Genomic DNA, 14,857 nt, shown 5'->3' with positions numbered 1-14,857 from the left:
ACGCGCGGAAACATTCAGACGGAGCCGTGCGCCGGAACCCGCAAGGGTTTGTCGCAGAATTCTCGCAAGGGTGGATACTGCGAGACCGCTAACCAACAATCGCAATTGTCCGCGTTTGAAATGGGAATACCGTGACCCTCCAATAGGGGGAGGCCTCATGCGTATGCTCCGCGCAGTATTGCTGTTGTCTACCGTCGCCTTGGCTGTGCCCGCGGTGATCGCTGGAACGCGGGTCACGCTTGTTCACGAGGCGCGGCTGAAGCTTTCGCCTGCCGCCCGGCAAGTTCTGGTGCGCCGGGACCTCGCTTCGATTTTGACGGGGCCGGCGTCGACGACGGGAATTGCGACGAAGCCTTATCCGTCACTCGAGCGGGAGCTTTGTCGGCGCGACGTCATTGAGGTTTCCTACGCCCAGATCGGCTCGGGCAAGAATCTTCGCTACGAGCCGGAAGGCGTCAAGCCGGTTGAAGTCCAGTATAGATATCTCGACCTTCCAGGCTCGCACAGCCTCGCCGATCGCCGAAAGGCGTGTGCGAGCCTCGGTGGTACGGAAAGTGCCTGGGTGTCGAGCCGGGAGGGTGACCATTATGTCTCGTTCGCCCTGTCACGCCTTGCCCAGGCGCTAGTCGATGTCCAAGCCGGCGCTGGCGTCACGCTACACTGCGAGGACAAGGAGCTTGATTGTGCAGCCGCGTTCCGCACTGCGGCGCGCAAGGTCTCGTCGGCCTCCCGCTGCGCTGGCACGGCGCCGGAATGCTACCAGTATTTCATGGGAGATTGGAACGTCACGATCGTGGTCGAATATCCCGGTAACACCAGACAAACGACCATCAAGCTCGCCCCGGCTGACATTGTCGTCACCTAGCGCAACCGGTATGCTAACGATTAGCAATAACACCTCAATTCTCGAGGATTTGCGAATGTTTCGCAGTGTCCCGCATGCGCAGATAGGTGACCAGCGACACCGCGATCATCGCCGTGACGTACCAGTAGAAGCCGCGCTCCCAGCCCTCCTGCTTGAACCATAGCGCCACCGTCGGCGCGGTGCCGCCGAACAACGCATTGGCCAGCGCATAGGGCAGTGCCACCCCCAATGTGCGGATGTGCGCGGGGAACAGTTCGGCCTTCACCACCGCGTTGATCGAGGTGTAGCCGGTGACGATCACCAGTGCCCCGGTCATCAGCAGGAAGGCGGTCAGTGCGTCGCGCGCGCCCTCCATCGCGACGAAGATCGGATAGCTCAGCAGCGTCCCCAGCACGCCGAAGCCGATCATCAGCGGCTTGCGCCCGATCCGGTCGGACAGCGCGCCGGCGAGCGGCTGGATCGCCATGAACACGAAAAGCGCCGCGGCATTCACCTGCGTCGTCGCGCTGTCCGAGAAGCCCGCAGTCTTCTTGAGGAACGCGATCGGGTAGATCGTATAGGCGTAGAAGGCGAGGGTGCCGCCCGCGGTGAGCAGCATCACCACCACCGCCTCGCGCGGATGCTCGCGGAACAGCGCCAGCGCGCTCGATTGCTTGCCCGTGTCGCGCTTCGCATAGCTCTCGGTCTCGGCGAGCCGCCGCCGGAGCCAGAATACGCCGAGCGCGAGTATCCCGCCCACCGCGAAGGGGATGCGCCAGCCCCATGCCTTGAGGTCCGCTTCGCTCATCGCTGCCTGGAGCACGAGCAGCACGACCAGCGCGACGAGCTGGCCAGAGATGAGCGTGACATACTGGAAGCTGGAAAAGAAGCCGCGGTGCTTCCTGCCCGCCATTTCGGAAAGATAGGTGGCGCTCGCGCCATATTCGCCGCCCAGGCTCAGTCCCTGAAGCAGCCGCGCCGCTACCAGCGCCACCGTCGCCGCCACGCCGATCTCGGCATAGCTCGGGGTCAGCGCGATCAGCAGCGAGCCGGCGCACATCAGCGTCACCGACAGGGTCAGCCCCGCCTTGCGCCCGCGCCGGTCGCCATAGATGCCCATCAGCCAGCCGCCGATCGGCCGCATGAAGAAGCCGATCGCGAAGACGATCCAGGCGCTGATGTCCTGGCTGGCGCCCTTGGGGAAATAATGCGGCGCGAGATAGCTCGCCAGCACCGCATAGGCATACCAGTCATACCATTCGACCAGGTTGCCCGCCGATCCTCCCAGGATCGAGCGCAGGCGGTGGGGCGGGGCAGGTCGAGGCGGGGCGCCTACATCGATGCTCGTCATCGCGCCACTATAGCGGCGGATGCCCGCTCCAAAAGCGGGCTTGTCTTTGGCTGCGGGATCGGCTGTGGGGAAGTTCGGGAATTTGGAGAGGAAATTCATGGACAAGCGTGCCCTCCTGCTCGTCGGCGCCCTGGCGCTGGCCGGTTGCCAGAGCGCGGCCGAGCGTCAGGCTGCCGCCACTGGCGAGGTCGATGTGCAGAACGCGTCGATGAAGGAAGTCTCCGGCCTCACCAAGGCGGCGCGCTCCAAGCCGCTGATGCAGCCCGGCACCTGGGAATCGGGCACGCAGCTCCTCTCCGCCGATTTCGCTCCCGGCGCCAATTATGATGCGCAGATGGCATCGGCGAAGCAGGCCGTGCGCCATGCCGTGAAGTGCCAGACCGCGTCGGATCTCGCGCCGATCGATATCTCCAATCTCGAGAAGGTCGCGGGCAGCTGCACCTTCCCGCGCTATGTCCAGAAGGGCGGCAAGGTCGATATCGAGATCCAGTGCACCCAGGCGAACGGCAGCAGGACCCGGCTCGTCTACACCGGCACCATGGCCAAGCAGGGCTATGACGTGACCGTCGATCAGAAGACCGGCGAGAAGGGCAGCGCGGACTATGCCGCAGTCCGGCTGCGCGTCTATGGCAAGCGGATCGGCCTCTGTCAGGGCAAGGCCGCGGGCTGAGGGCAGGGGCTTTTGGCGCTCCGCGGTGTTGCCTCAGGGCCGCATCACCGGGTTTCGGGTGCATTTCGCCGCGCCACGCCCTTGTAAAATAGGAATTGCGCTGTTAGGTGGCCGCCACGACGCCGCAACTCCGCGTTCCGGCGAACCCTTTTCTATTGAATAGACCGGAGCACTGACGGGTTTATGCAGATCATCGTTCGCGACAATAACGTCGACCAGGCACTGCGCGCACTCAAGAAGAAGCTGCAGCGTGAGGGCGTGTATCGCGAGATGAAGCTCCGCCGTCACTACGAGAAGCCCAGCGAGAAGCGTGCTCGCGAGCGTGCCGCCGCGGTTCGCCGTGCGCGCAAGCTCGAGCGCAAGCGCATGGAGCGCGACAGCGCCCGGTGATCTCGCGATTCGCTGCGCGCCGGATCCTCGCGCGCGTAGCTGTCGTGACTTTCGTGACTTTCGGGTAGTCGAATACCCGCGCCTGGAGCTTCTCGCATGTCCGTGACCGCCGTTCCGCTCCAGCCCGTCAAGCGCAGCTACAAGGTCTGGCTCTGGGCCGGTCTGGTGTTGGCGATCGCGATTGCGGTCGCTCTGGCCTGGACGGGTACGCAGTATCTCACGGAAGAGCAGTTCCTGAACTGGAACAAGAGCCAGTCGGGCGTTCAGACCACGGCTTCGGGGCTCCAGTACAAGGTGCTGACCCCGGGTTCGGGCCCGAACGCCGCCGAGGGCGACGGTGCGGCGCTGATGATCCACGGCGTGCTGCACGACGGCAAGGAATTCCAGCCCGAGACGCCGATGCGCATGCAGGTCGGCCAGCCGATGATCCCCGGGTTCACCGAGGGCGTGAAGCTGATGAAGAAGGGGTCCAAGTACCGCTTCTGGGTGCCGCCGAGCCTCGGCTATGGCGCGCCGGGTGCCCCGCCGAGCCCGCTTGCCAAGCGCGTGCTGATCTTCGACGTCGAGATGTCGGAACTGGTCCCCGCGCAGATGCTGCAGCAGATGATGATGCAGCAGCAGATGATGCAGCAGCAACAGGGCGGTGGTGGTGCTCCGGGTGGCCCGCCGCAGGGCGCTCCCGAGGGCCAGTAAGCCTCACGAACAGCAAAAGCCGGCGGATCGCTCCGCCGGCTTTTTTGTTTCTGGAGACTGCCTCGCTCAGGAAGCGGTGTCGATCACCCAGCGCTGGTTGCCCTCAAAGCCCATCGCAGTGAGCTTGCCGGTCGCATAGGCCCCCGTGTCCAGCCCGATCCGATGGCGGGTAACCTCGACATCCTCGGCAATCGTATGGCCGTGCACCACGATCTTCTCATGCGCTCCCTTGTGCTCGAGAAACTCGTTGCGGATCCAGCGCAGGTCCTTGAGGTGTTGGCGCGATAGTGGCTCTCCGGGGCGTATGCCGGCGTGCACAAAGGCATAGTCGCCCAGGATGATCATGTCCTCAAAGCCCTGGAGGAACGCGCGGTGCTCGGCCGGCACCTTGGCCTGCAATTCGAAGAGTAGCTCGGCATAGTCCAATGCCGCATACTCGTCTTCGGAGAAGCCGTAGCTGAGGATAGTCTCGCGGCCGCCGATCTTGGCGAAGAAACGCAGCGTCTTCTCGTCGCCTTCCAGGCTCTGGAGAAACACCTCCTCGTGATTGCCGGTTAGGAAGCGCGTGCTGCCGGCGGGACGTTCGGTGGCGAAGCGCCGCAAATGCTCGATCACCTGCGCCGATGCAGGGCCGCGATCGATAAGGTCGCCCAGGAAGATCAGCGTCGTCGCTGCCGCCGGGCGACGGGCATCATCTGCCTCGATCTGCGCGAGCAAGATTTTCAGCAGATCGAGTCGGCCATGAATATCGCCGACAGCATAGACGCGCTGGCCGTCAGGGATGTTGCCCTCTGGTTCGGCTGGTGCCGAAGGGCGGGCCCGAAAGAGCTTTGCGAACATAGAGGCTGAGAACGTCCGTAATGTACTGGCCGAGGTACCGGCGGCGACGATCAGGCAATAAAAAAGTGGCGGCCGTTAGGCCGCCACTTCGAAACTCTGCCTTACGCAGTCAAAGACTACGGGCTGTCGGGCGAGTCGTCGCTGTCGGCCAGGATCACCGCGCCGCCGATGATGGCGACGGTGGCGAGAACGCCGATCAGGACGGCCGGAGCGAGCTCGCTCTTCTTCTTGCTGGCGGTCGCGGTGCGAACACCCGACAGCGACAGCTTGGAAGCGCTCGTCGGAGCGGCCAGAACAGGAGCAGTTGCCATCGACGCGATAGCAGCGGCCGTAAGAAGCTTAGTGAACACTCTTTTTCTCCCTCTTTCGAGCTCTGGTGCTCTCGTCAGGCAGTCCTATGACACAGGACCAATCCAGTCGCAACACCTCAAACCTTGGCAACGGCGAGAAAGTTCCCGTCGTGACCCATTCGCAACACCCCGGCCAAGTTTACCTCAGCTCAGGTTCGCACCCGGCCGACCCGCCCAAGTGGTTACGGGACCGTCCTTAACGCGCCGCACCAATATCGCCAAGGGGGTTAATGAAGTGTCTTCGCCGAAATGAGCGTGTTTCGTGATGGTTAGAGAGGGTTATTTGTGACGATCTTGTTGCAGTTGCCCGCCTCCAGATGAGTTGCGCCGCAAAATCTAGGGTGCCGAATCGACAGCGAAGCCAGAGCCCTTTCATGCTTGTCGGCTAACCGCGAATCCGCTGATTGCGGTTTGGCGATGGCACCGGGACCTCGTAGAAAGCGAGGCATGAAATCTCTGTTTCGCAGTCGCGCACCGCGCCAACGCCTTATGCTGTTCGTCGTCGCGTGCGGAGTGTTCACAGCCGGGGTTCCCGCCCACGCCGACGATTCCGCGCTGTTCGAGGCGGTGCGCGCCGCCGACCTGAAGGTCGCCGGCATCGGCTGGAGGCTGGCCCTGGCCAATGCGCCGCTCTGCGACCGAATCGAAGCCGGCACGGGTATGCAGCTTCATACGCTCGACCAGTTCGATGCCGACAAGCGCGAATCGGCCAAGGCCCATTTTGGTTTCGCTACGCCGGTCGCGATCGAGGGGGTCGTGCCGGACAGCCCTGCGGAACGCGCTGGACTGCGGCCGGATGATTCGCTGGTACGGGTCGGTTCGGTGGAGATCGCGGGGTTGAGCGGCAAGCCGGGCACGACCGACAAGCTGGTCGCAGCCCAGTTTGCAATCGCCGCGCTGCCAGCCGAATCGCCGATTCCGGTCGAGGTGATTCGCGCCGGCACGCGGGTTCAGGTCACGCTCCAGCCGATAAGGGCGTGCAAGTCACGATTCGAGCTCGCGCTGGATGGCGGGTTCGGGGCTTCGGCCGACGGTACGATGGTGCAGATCGGGTCGGGCTTTCTTGACGCCTATCCGGACGACCAGATTGCTGCCGTGATCGCCCACGAGTTTGCGCACAATATCCTGCATCATCGCGACCGGCTGGAGGCGCGGGGCGTCGACTATGGCCTGCTCTCGGGCTTTGGCGCGAATGTGAAGTATTTCCGCCAGACCGAGGTGCAAGCAGACATCCTGTCCGTCTATCTGCTCGCTAATGCCGGCCTGTCGCCGCGGGCGCCGGTGGCTTTCTGGCGGCATTTCGGCCCGAGCAAGGCTGGAGGGATCTTGCTCAGCCGCTCGCATCCGGCCTGGCGGGACCGTGTCGCCACGCTGGAGGCGGAGGTTGCCAAGGTCGAGCAGCTTTCCGTTCGGCCGGTCGTGCCAGCGCTGATTGCGGAGCGCGACAAGCCGCTGGATGGCGACTGGCAATCGATCCTGGTGCGCGCGCATTGAACGTCTCTTGCACCCTAGGCTGGGGAAGCGGCGGCGTCGCGCCGCAAATGGTTGCGGCGAGATACGTCGGTGAGTAGTTGGGCGTCGATTTCTCGGGGAGGTGGAATGAAGGGCATCATATTGGCCGGGGGAAGCGGCACGCGTTTATATCCCGCCACCCTGTCGATCTCGAAGCAGTTGCTGCCCGTTTTTGACAAGCCGATGATCTATTATCCCCTCTCGGTGCTGATGCTTGCCGGGATTCGTGACATCCTGATCATCTCTACGCCGCGAGATCTGCCCCTTTTCCAGGCACTGCTTGGCGATGGCAGCAACTATGGCGTGAACTTTTCCTACGCCGCGCAGCCGCAGCCCAACGGGCTGGCGGAAGCCTTCATAATCGGCGCCGACTTTCTGGAGGGCGGGCCCAGTGCACTGATCCTCGGCGACAATATCTATCACGGCGACAAGATGGGCGAAAAATGCCGCGACGCCGCAGCCAATGCCGCGGCCGGGGGGGCGAATGTCTTTGCCTATCATGTGGAGGATCCGGAGCGCTATGGCGTGGTCTCCTTCGATCCCGAAACTGGCCGTGCGACCAGCGTCGAGGAGAAGCCGCTCGCGCCAAAGTCCAACTGGGCGATCACGGGGCTTTATTTCTACGACAGGGACGTGGTCGATATCGCCAGGTCGATCCGGCCTTCGGCTCGCGGTGAGCTTGAGATCACGGACGTCAATCGCATCTATATGGAGCGCGGCGATCTGCAGATCACTCGCCTGGGGCGCGGCTATGCCTGGCTCGACACCGGCACGCATGAGAGCCTGCATGAGGCGAGCGCCTATGTGCGCACGATCGAGCACCGTACCGGCATCAAGATCGCATGCCCCGAGGAGATCGCGCTGGAGCTCGGCTGGCTGAGTGGCGAGGCGGTGCTGCGCCGCGCTTCCGAACTCGGCAAGACCGGCTATGCCGACTATCTCCGCCGCCGCGTGGAGAGCGCCGCATGACCGGTTTCCGTCGCCTGGCCATTCCCGATATTGTCGAAGTGACTCCGGCCAAGTTCGGCGATCATCGTGGCTTTTTCTCGGAAGTCTACAAGCGCTCCGCCTTCGAGGCGGAGGGGATCCATATCGACTGGATCCAGGACAATCAGAGCTTTTCCGCCGAGCGCGGCACGATCCGCGGGCTGCACTTTCAGCTGCCCCCGGTCGCGCAAGACAAGCTGGTGCGCGTATTGCGCGGCTCGATCTACGATGTCGCCGTCGATATCCGCAAAGGGTCCCCGACATTCGGCAAATGGGTCGGCTGCGAGCTTTCGGCCGAAAAGTGGAATCAGCTGCTCGTCCCGGTTGGCTTTGCCCATTGCTTCATGACGCTCACCGAGGACGTTGAAGTCATGTACAAGGTAAGCGCGCCCTATTCGAAGGATCACGAGCACGCGATCCTGTGGAACGATCCGGCGCTTGGTATCGATTGGCCGGACCTGGGAAGCGCGCCGGTGCTTTCCGCCAAGGATGAGGCAGCGCTACCACTCGCCGATTTCGATTCGCCGTTCGAATACGAGGGTCGACCTGCATGAACACAGTTCTCGTTACCGGGGGGGCCGGCTTTATCGGCTCGGCCGTGGTGCGGCATCTGGTCCGCAAGGGTGTGCGGGTGATCAATCTCGACAAGCTCACCTATGCCGGAAATCCGGCGAGCCTTAAGGGTATCGAGAACGCTCCCAACCACCGGTTCGTGCAAGGCGACATCGCGGACGTGCCACTGGTTCTGTCGTTGCTGCGCGAGGAGAAGGTGGAAGGTATCATGCACCTCGCCGCCGAGAGCCATGTCGATCGCTCGATTGACGGTCCCGGCGCGTTCGTCGAAACCAATGTCGTAGGCACCTTCCGCCTGCTTTCGGCGGCGCTGGAATATTGGCGCGGGCTGGAAGGGGAGGCGCGGCGCGGTTTCCGCTTCCACCACGTCTCCACGGATGAAGTGTTTGGCGATTTGCCCTTCGAGGAGGGCATCTTCACGGAGGATACGGCCTATGCTCCGTCCTCTCCCTATTCGGCCTCCAAGGCGGCGTCGGATCACTTCGTTCGCGCCTGGCACGAGACATATGGCCTTCCGGTGGTGCTCTCCAATTGCTCGAACAATTATGGCCCGTATCACTTCCCGGAAAAGCTGATTCCACTGGTCATCCTCAACGCGCTCGAGGGGAAGCCGCTGCCGGTCTACGGCAAGGGCGAGAATGTCCGCGACTGGCTGTTCGTGGAAGATCACGCCAAAGCGCTCGAATTGGTGCTTGCCACCGGCAAGGTCGGTGAGAGCTACAATGTCGGCGGCCGCAATGAGCGGACCAACCTGCAGGTCGTCGAGACGATCTGCGATCTGCTCGATGCGCGCATGCCGCTCGCGGACGGTCGTCCGCGGCGTGGGCTCATCACCTTCGTGACCGACAGGCCGGGGCATGATCGCCGTTATGCGATCGACGCGACCAAGCTGGAAACCGAGCTGGGGTGGCAGGCTGAGGAGAATTTCGAAAGCGGGCTCGCCCGGACGATCGACTGGTATCTCGACAATCGCTGGTGGTGGGAGCCAATCCGCTCCGGCAGCTATGCCGGCGAGCGGCTAGGCACGTCCGAGTGAGGATCCTCGTCACCGGCCGCGAGGGGCAGGTCGCGCGGAGCCTGGCTGAACGGGCCGTGGGGCACGAAGTGGTCTTCGCGGGGCGTCCGGAACTGGATCTGACCGATGCTGCCAGCATCGAACAGACCGTAGCGCGCGTCCAGCCGGCGCTGGTCGTCTCGGCCGCTGCCTATACCGCGGTGGACAAGGCTGAGGACGAACCCGAGCTGGCGATGTTGGCGAACGGGGAGGGGCCGGGCGTGCTCGCGCGCGCGGCCGCGGCGATCGGGGCACCAGTCATCCATCTTTCGACCGATTATGTCTTCGACGGCAGCCTGGAACGGCCTTGGCGCGAGGACGATCCGACAAGTCCGCTTGGCGTCTATGGTGCTAGCAAATTGGCTGGCGAGCTGGCAGTCGCGGCCGCAGGTGCGCCCTATGCGATCCTGCGAACTGCCTGGGTGTACAGCCCGTTCGGCGCCAACTTCGTCAAGACGATGCTGCGCCTTGCCGTCGATCGGGACACGCTCAACATCGTCGCGGATCAGCATGGCTGTCCGACCTCGGCGCTCGACATCGCCGACGCGGTGCTCGGGGTCGCGCAGGCTTGGCGGGGCGGTGACTTGCTGGGCCGCGACCGCGTCTATCATTTCGCCGGAACGGGCGAAACGGACTGGGCGGGCTTCGCTAGAGCGATCTTCGCGGAAAGTGCCAAGCGCGGCGGGCCTTCGGCTGAGGTCCGGGGCATTCCCGCCAGCGACTATCCAACACGCGCGACACGGCCCGCCAATTCGCGTCTCGATTGCACTCGCTTTGCCGAGACTTTCGGCATGTGTGTACCGCAATGGCGGCATTCGCTCGCCCAGACTATGGACAGGTTATTGCCCTAGCCGCTTGGGAGGGCCACGCATCGGAGCGTAGCAGGATGAGTCAGGACCGAACCGATGTATCCCGCCGGTCGCTGCTATGGGGCAGCATGACGGCGTGGCTGGGTTTGGGCGTGGGACGATCGTCCGCAGCTTCCGCCTCGCCGCGCGCGGGCGAAGCGCTTCCCGCTTCGCAGTCGGCACCGATGGCTCCCGCGGGCGCACTGCGCAGGATCGATGATCATGTGAGAGTCCAGGACTATGGCGCGGTCGCGGATGGCGTTGCCGACGATCTGGCGGCCATCCTGCGCGCGGCGATCGCATCCCGGACCGGGCAGAATGACGGGATCGGCCGCGCGGTTGCGGGCGAGATAAAGCTGCCCCCCGGGCGCTATCGCATCACCGGCCCCCTCGACCTCGCACCGGCTGCGGGTGTGGTCGGCCTCACGATCTCGGGGGCGGGGGCGGGAACCGAGATCATTTTTGACGGCAGCACTGCCACCATAAGATGTTCGGGCGGCCGGGCCGTTACTTTTCGGGATCTGGCGTTCCGATCTTCGCAGGGCGTCGATGCGAACCAGGCCGCGTTCACCATCAGTCAGACCGGCAATCCGCTGCGATCCTGGAAATTCGAGCGTTGCGAGTTCGCCGCCTTCTATCGCTGTTTCGTGGTGACCGGCTCATGGATGGCCAGCGAGTTCTACTTCGACAAATGCCAGTTCTCACAATGCTATTACCTTCTCGACAACAATAACGAGCAGGCGGTGAACTGGAACTTCGTCAACTGCAATTGGGAAAATGGCGAGCTTTCCACGAAGCGCGATGTCAGGCTCGCTTCCGCTTTCTGGTTGAAGCGGGGAACCTTCGTTAAATGGACGGGCGGGTCCATGATCTTCCTCGGCAGGCTGGTCTTTTATCAGCTCGAGGTCGCGGGAAGCGTCCAGCGTCCAGCGCATATGATCGCGTTCGACGGTGTGCGGATAGAACTGGAAGACGAAGGCGGAGCGCATGTCCCGTTCGTGGACCGGATCGACGCCCATTACGTGTCTGGTACAAATCAGCCGACCACCACCTTCCGCGACTGCACCATTCTGCATCGCGGCGCGATTCCTTCCGCAGTGATCTATGCGCGCGCTTGGGCGCATTGCTCGCTGACCTTTGAAAATTGCAAGGCCAGGGGCGGCCGCATCGTCGGCGTTGTGGACGGCGTGACCGCCACCCACTCCGCCAACATCCGGTTGGATAATACCAAGTCGATCACGTACGAGGAGGATGTGCGAGCACGCGTCAATACGCACGACCAGCACAGCGTTACCATCACTCCGGACAACAGCGGGGCGGGCGTCGAGGCGGTCGTTGAACAGCGCCTTTGCAGCCTGGCCGCTCCCGCCACCGTGCATCCCAAATACATGTATGTGCGTGGCCCGAGCGGGAGCCTGCCTCAGGGTGGAACGAGCGTGGCGCTGATTCCGTTGCCCGATCACACGATGTTGATGCGCATCGTCATCCGGCGTTTCCAGGCGGCGGGGCATGCCCTGACGGTCGAGCTGCGCGACCAGGCCGACACGACCAGCTACGGCCAGGCTACCCTCCGGGCGGGCGCCGATCGGTTCGCCGAGGGCGATATCGGTCTGGAAATGGGTTTCCAGATTCCGTCCGGCACGCCGCTGATGCTGAAGTTCGCTGGCGCGCCGGAGGTGATCAAGGGCGTTGTCGGTATCGAGTATCTATAGGGGATCGACCTTTTCCCGCTACGCTGGACCGCGCAGGCGCGTCAGCCTCGTGGGTGCAGGAAGAGGTCGAGGATGGTCGTCTCCAGCCCATCTTGCCCGCTCCCCCCGGAAGCGATGATGTCGAGGAACTGGACGGGGCAACCGGCAGGCACGGTCAGGATGGCCCCGGGGGAGGTATTGGCGCTGTCGAGTGACCAGACGGGCTGATTGCCCGGGAATGCCGGGCAGCGCAGTTGCCAGCGAACGGTACTGCCTTCGCCTCCGTCGAGCTTCGAAAGCCGCGCCGCAAAATCATAGCTGCCGGGGCGGACATACAGGATCTTGGTTGCGACGGTCGCCGTGGTCCCGGCGTTGGCGAAGATCGACAATATCGTTCGCTTGTCGTCCCCCACCATGAAGCTGGCGCCGGAATCCGATTCACTCTTAACCTGCCAGCCGATCGCGCCGAACTGACCATTGCGGTCTGACGGGGCGAAGCCGACTTGGGCCAGCTGTGCAACGGTGGCGCCAGGCATGCGCGAATATAGCCGCCGCGCTTCAGCGAAATACTTCTCGTTGACCAGGCGCTGAAGGAGCTCGAGATTCTGGCTGTGGGCTGCCTCCGGATCGCCGAGCCCTCCGGACTCGAGAACGAGATCGACGAGTGCGGGCAAATTGCTGCTGTTTGCGTCCGCGTGAACCAGGAAGGCCGGAGCCCAGCTCCGGTCGTTGCGGATATATGGGCTCAGGGCCGCCCGGATATTGGGATCGTCGAGCGCGCCGAGCAGGATCGGGAACAGCTTTACGTTGGTGTTAGGCTTCGTCCGCAGGGCGATATCGTAGTGGACTAGCGCATCCTCGACGTTGCCCTTTTTCACCGAATCCTCGATCATCCAGAACTGGGCGAGGATGTCCCGGCGCGACTGGCTCGCCGCGGCGCGGATGTAGGTGTTGGCAGTCTTCTCGTCGCCCTTCGCAGCGATGTAATAGCCGAGCACGTGCAGCGCCTTCGGGTTCAGCGACTGCTGGCGCAGTGCGGCCAACGCGAGGGTCTGCGCTTCCTTTGGCGGATCCTCGGGAGCGGCGAGGAGCAATTGCTCGGCGCGGCCGGCCAAGGCCAGGCTCTCATTCGGCATGAACTTTAGGGCAGACGCCGGATCTTGGGTGCGCGCGACACCGGAGACGGCGAGTGCCAGGGCCAGCCAAGCCCCGATCAGCCCGGCGGCCGAGGCGCCGACGAGGCGGGCGATGCCAATTCGCATGAGGGTGGCACGGATGTCGTACCGCTTTGTGCGCTTCGCCATATCAAGCCTCGGTCTTGATCGTTGTGCTGGGAGGGGCAGCTTCCGCTTTCGCCTTTCGCCCCGCTTCGGCGAACCAAAGGCTCAACAGCGCGAAGACGCACGCCAGCATCGGGGTCCGCAATGGATAATCGAACAGGCTGGCGACCGCGATCATGAATATCGCAACACTGGCAGTTCGCGCGATTTTCACGGACCGGGATCTGGCGTCTCTGTAAAACCATAGATGTATCGTCCGCCGGACGTAAAAAAAGGCCGCGGCGGCGACGAGGATGATCCCCGGAAGGCCGAACGTGACGGCGACCTCGATGAAGTCATTATGCGCGTGGTTGAGATAATATTGATTGAGCAGATAGCTTGGCTCGACGATCTGGTAAGCCTCGGCAAATGAGCCCGAACCCGATCCGAACGGGAAATATTTCCACAGCATTTCAAGGCTTACGCGCCAGAAATCCAGTCGGTCATCGCCCGTTGTGGAAGCGTCGAACAGACGCCTGACTGCCTCGGCCCTGGAGAAATGCAAGGTCAGCAACCCGAGCAGCGCCACCGCGAGCCCACTCGCCGCCAATACGCCGTAGAGCCGCAATCCCGATCGCTTGGCGATGCCGGCCGGCGGGGTGATGCCATAGATAAGCAGGGAGGCGATCAGGCCGATCAGCAACAGGATGAGCCCGGATCGCGAGCCCGTGACCATGATCAACGGGAGCAGGATCAAGCCCATCGTGACAGCGGCGAACAAGCGGGCTTTGCGGCTCATCATGCCGTGATCGCCCAGCGACGCCCATGCCGCCAGGAGCGGAAACATGATTGCGAGGAATAGTGCGGCATGGTTGCGATTGGAGAACAGGCCGACGGCGCTTCCGTTATTGGTGACCCTGTACAGGTAAAGCGGGCCCGTCGGGCTACCGACCACCTGCAGCAAGCCGAACAAACCGGAGAGCGCGCCGAGCAGGACTACGAAAGGCAGGAAGCGATAGAGGTCTTCGCGCTTCAACCGGATTCCGAGGAGCAGGACCGCGAGTGGCGCGAAGAGCGCGCTCAGGGCGTGCCAGCCGTTCATTGGCGTGAGCGTGAGCGGGCGCCAGAGCGCGCCGAGCCCGGAAAGAGCATCAATCTGCGCCAGTTCCTGGCGGCCGGGCAGGCTCCGCCAAAGGAAAGGCGGCAGCTGCACGAGATGGAGGAGGGACAAGGCGAACATCGCGCCAAATCCCATGAACAGCCAGGTGCGGCCAGTCAGGTCCTCCGGTCGAAAGGTAAGCATGGCGAAGGCGCATGCCAAAATCGACAATGGCCTCAGGACGATAAGGGACTGCTCGTCGAAACGCGAGGCGCCGCCAGTGAAAGAGACAACTAAAAGGAAAGACAGGGTAACCCAGAATATCGCGCTGGGCCTGGTCCCGTACTTCGACATCGCCTTCATAGCTTGGCCCAAAATAATTATTGCAATGTTGTTGCTGCGGCATTTGCAGGGCCGCGCGCATCCGGTTCGCAAGGTGCTGGGATAGAGTAGATAGACAAACGGTTCTTCAGGCACTCGTCGCGCGGGAAGAGGATCGGTTTTCCTCTACTTCGGAGGCTCGGGCTATCTCGGGCGACTCTTTTTTGCAAGCCTCCGCCTCAAGCCGATCGTCGCCCGACGCGGGGTTGTCGTGGTCCAGTGTGCTGTTGCGGAAGGACGCGGCGGGGCGATCTAATGCGTCGCGCTCGCGCCGATGGCTCGCCGGTGCCATGTTGCTACAACATTGTTTTCCGG

15 protein-coding genes are annotated in these 14,857 nt (G+C 63.2%); 10 read left to right on the top strand and 5 right to left on the bottom strand.

What is annotated here, in order from left to right; genetic code table 11:
- Positions 1-157: 157 nt before the first annotated feature.
- Entirely contained in the window at positions 158-865 is a 708-nt protein-coding gene (locus ABLE38_RS02595) for a hypothetical protein (protein WP_348972605.1), read from the top strand.
- Positions 866-899: 34 nt separating this feature from the next.
- Here the strand turns inward: ABLE38_RS02595 and ABLE38_RS02590 are convergent, their stop codons facing one another.
- Positions 900-2,195, bottom strand: a complete 1,296-nt coding sequence (locus ABLE38_RS02590) for an MFS transporter (protein WP_348972604.1) — start codon at positions 2,193-2,195, stop codon at positions 900-902.
- A 97-nt stretch (positions 2,196-2,292) separates the two neighbouring features.
- On the opposite strand from ABLE38_RS02590, the gene ABLE38_RS02585 reads away from it, so the two are divergent.
- The 3 genes from ABLE38_RS02585 to ABLE38_RS02575 all read left to right on the top strand — a co-directional run bounded on the left by ABLE38_RS02585 (position 2,293) and on the right by ABLE38_RS02575 (position 3,948).
- Entirely contained in the window at positions 2,293-2,865 is a 573-nt protein-coding gene (locus ABLE38_RS02585) for a DUF3617 family protein (protein ID WP_348972603.1), read from the top strand.
- Positions 2,866-3,048: 183 nt separating this feature from the next.
- Positions 3,049-3,255: a 30S ribosomal protein S21 gene (rpsU, locus tag ABLE38_RS02580; RefSeq protein ID WP_010545388.1), complete on the top strand. Its 207-nt coding sequence runs from the start codon at positions 3,049-3,051 to the stop codon at positions 3,253-3,255.
- A 96-nt stretch (positions 3,256-3,351) separates the two neighbouring features.
- Positions 3,352-3,948 carry an FKBP-type peptidyl-prolyl cis-trans isomerase gene (locus ABLE38_RS02575; protein ID WP_348972602.1) on the top strand — a complete coding sequence of 199 codons (597 nt, stop codon included), beginning with the start codon at positions 3,352-3,354 and terminating at the stop codon, positions 3,946-3,948.
- A 66-nt stretch (positions 3,949-4,014) separates the two neighbouring features.
- Here ABLE38_RS02575 and ABLE38_RS02570 read toward each other — a convergent pair whose 3' ends face one another.
- The gene (locus ABLE38_RS02570; protein ID WP_348972601.1) at positions 4,015-4,788 is read right to left on the bottom strand and encodes a metallophosphoesterase family protein; all 774 of its coding nucleotides are present in this window, start codon (positions 4,786-4,788) and stop codon (positions 4,015-4,017) included.
- A gap of 116 nt (positions 4,789-4,904) precedes the next feature.
- Entirely contained in the window at positions 4,905-5,099 is a 195-nt protein-coding gene (locus ABLE38_RS02565; protein ID WP_348972600.1) for a hypothetical protein, read from the bottom strand.
- Between the two features lie 528 nt (positions 5,100-5,627).
- On the opposite strand from ABLE38_RS02565, the gene ABLE38_RS02560 reads away from it, so the two are divergent.
- From ABLE38_RS02560 to ABLE38_RS02535, 6 genes are all read left to right on the top strand, one after another.
- Positions 5,628-6,632, top strand: a complete 1,005-nt coding sequence (locus ABLE38_RS02560) for a M48 family metallopeptidase (RefSeq protein WP_348972599.1) — start codon at positions 5,628-5,630, stop codon at positions 6,630-6,632.
- A gap of 105 nt (positions 6,633-6,737) precedes the next feature.
- Positions 6,738-7,619: a glucose-1-phosphate thymidylyltransferase RfbA gene (rfbA, locus tag ABLE38_RS02555; RefSeq protein WP_348972598.1), complete on the top strand. Its 882-nt coding sequence runs from the start codon at positions 6,738-6,740 to the stop codon at positions 7,617-7,619.
- On the top strand, positions 7,616-8,191 hold the full coding sequence (gene rfbC / locus ABLE38_RS02550) for a dTDP-4-dehydrorhamnose 3,5-epimerase (protein ID WP_348972597.1): 576 nt from the start codon (positions 7,616-7,618) through the stop codon (positions 8,189-8,191). The genes rfbA and rfbC overlap by 4 nt, the downstream gene beginning before the upstream one ends.
- A complete protein-coding gene (rfbB, locus tag ABLE38_RS02545; protein ID WP_348972596.1) occupies positions 8,188-9,246 on the top strand; it encodes a dTDP-glucose 4,6-dehydratase in 1,059 nt (352 codons plus the stop codon). Before rfbC ends, rfbB begins: the two co-directional genes overlap by 4 nt.
- Complete coding sequence (rfbD, locus tag ABLE38_RS02540; RefSeq protein ID WP_348972595.1) at positions 9,243-10,115, top strand: dTDP-4-dehydrorhamnose reductase; 873 nt, start codon at positions 9,243-9,245, stop codon at positions 10,113-10,115. The genes rfbB and rfbD overlap by 4 nt, the downstream gene beginning before the upstream one ends.
- Positions 10,116-10,201: 86 nt before the next feature.
- On the top strand, positions 10,202-11,824 hold the full coding sequence (locus ABLE38_RS02535) for a hypothetical protein (RefSeq protein WP_348972594.1): 1,623 nt from the start codon (positions 10,202-10,204) through the stop codon (positions 11,822-11,824).
- Between the two features lie 41 nt (positions 11,825-11,865).
- Here ABLE38_RS02535 and ABLE38_RS02530 read toward each other — a convergent pair whose 3' ends face one another.
- Complete coding sequence (locus tag ABLE38_RS02530; RefSeq protein WP_348972593.1) at positions 11,866-13,107, bottom strand: hypothetical protein; 1,242 nt, start codon at positions 13,105-13,107, stop codon at positions 11,866-11,868.
- A 1-nt stretch (position 13,108) separates the two neighbouring features.
- Positions 13,109-14,524, bottom strand: a complete 1,416-nt coding sequence (locus tag ABLE38_RS02525; RefSeq protein ID WP_348972592.1) for an O-antigen ligase family protein — start codon at positions 14,522-14,524, stop codon at positions 13,109-13,111.
- Positions 14,525-14,857 lie beyond the last annotated feature (333 nt).

This window comes from Sphingomonas sp. KR3-1 (assembly GCF_040049295.1).
GTDB lineage: Bacteria > Pseudomonadota > Alphaproteobacteria > Sphingomonadales > Sphingomonadaceae > Sphingomonas.
This window is presented reverse-complemented; position numbering and strand designations above follow the sequence as displayed.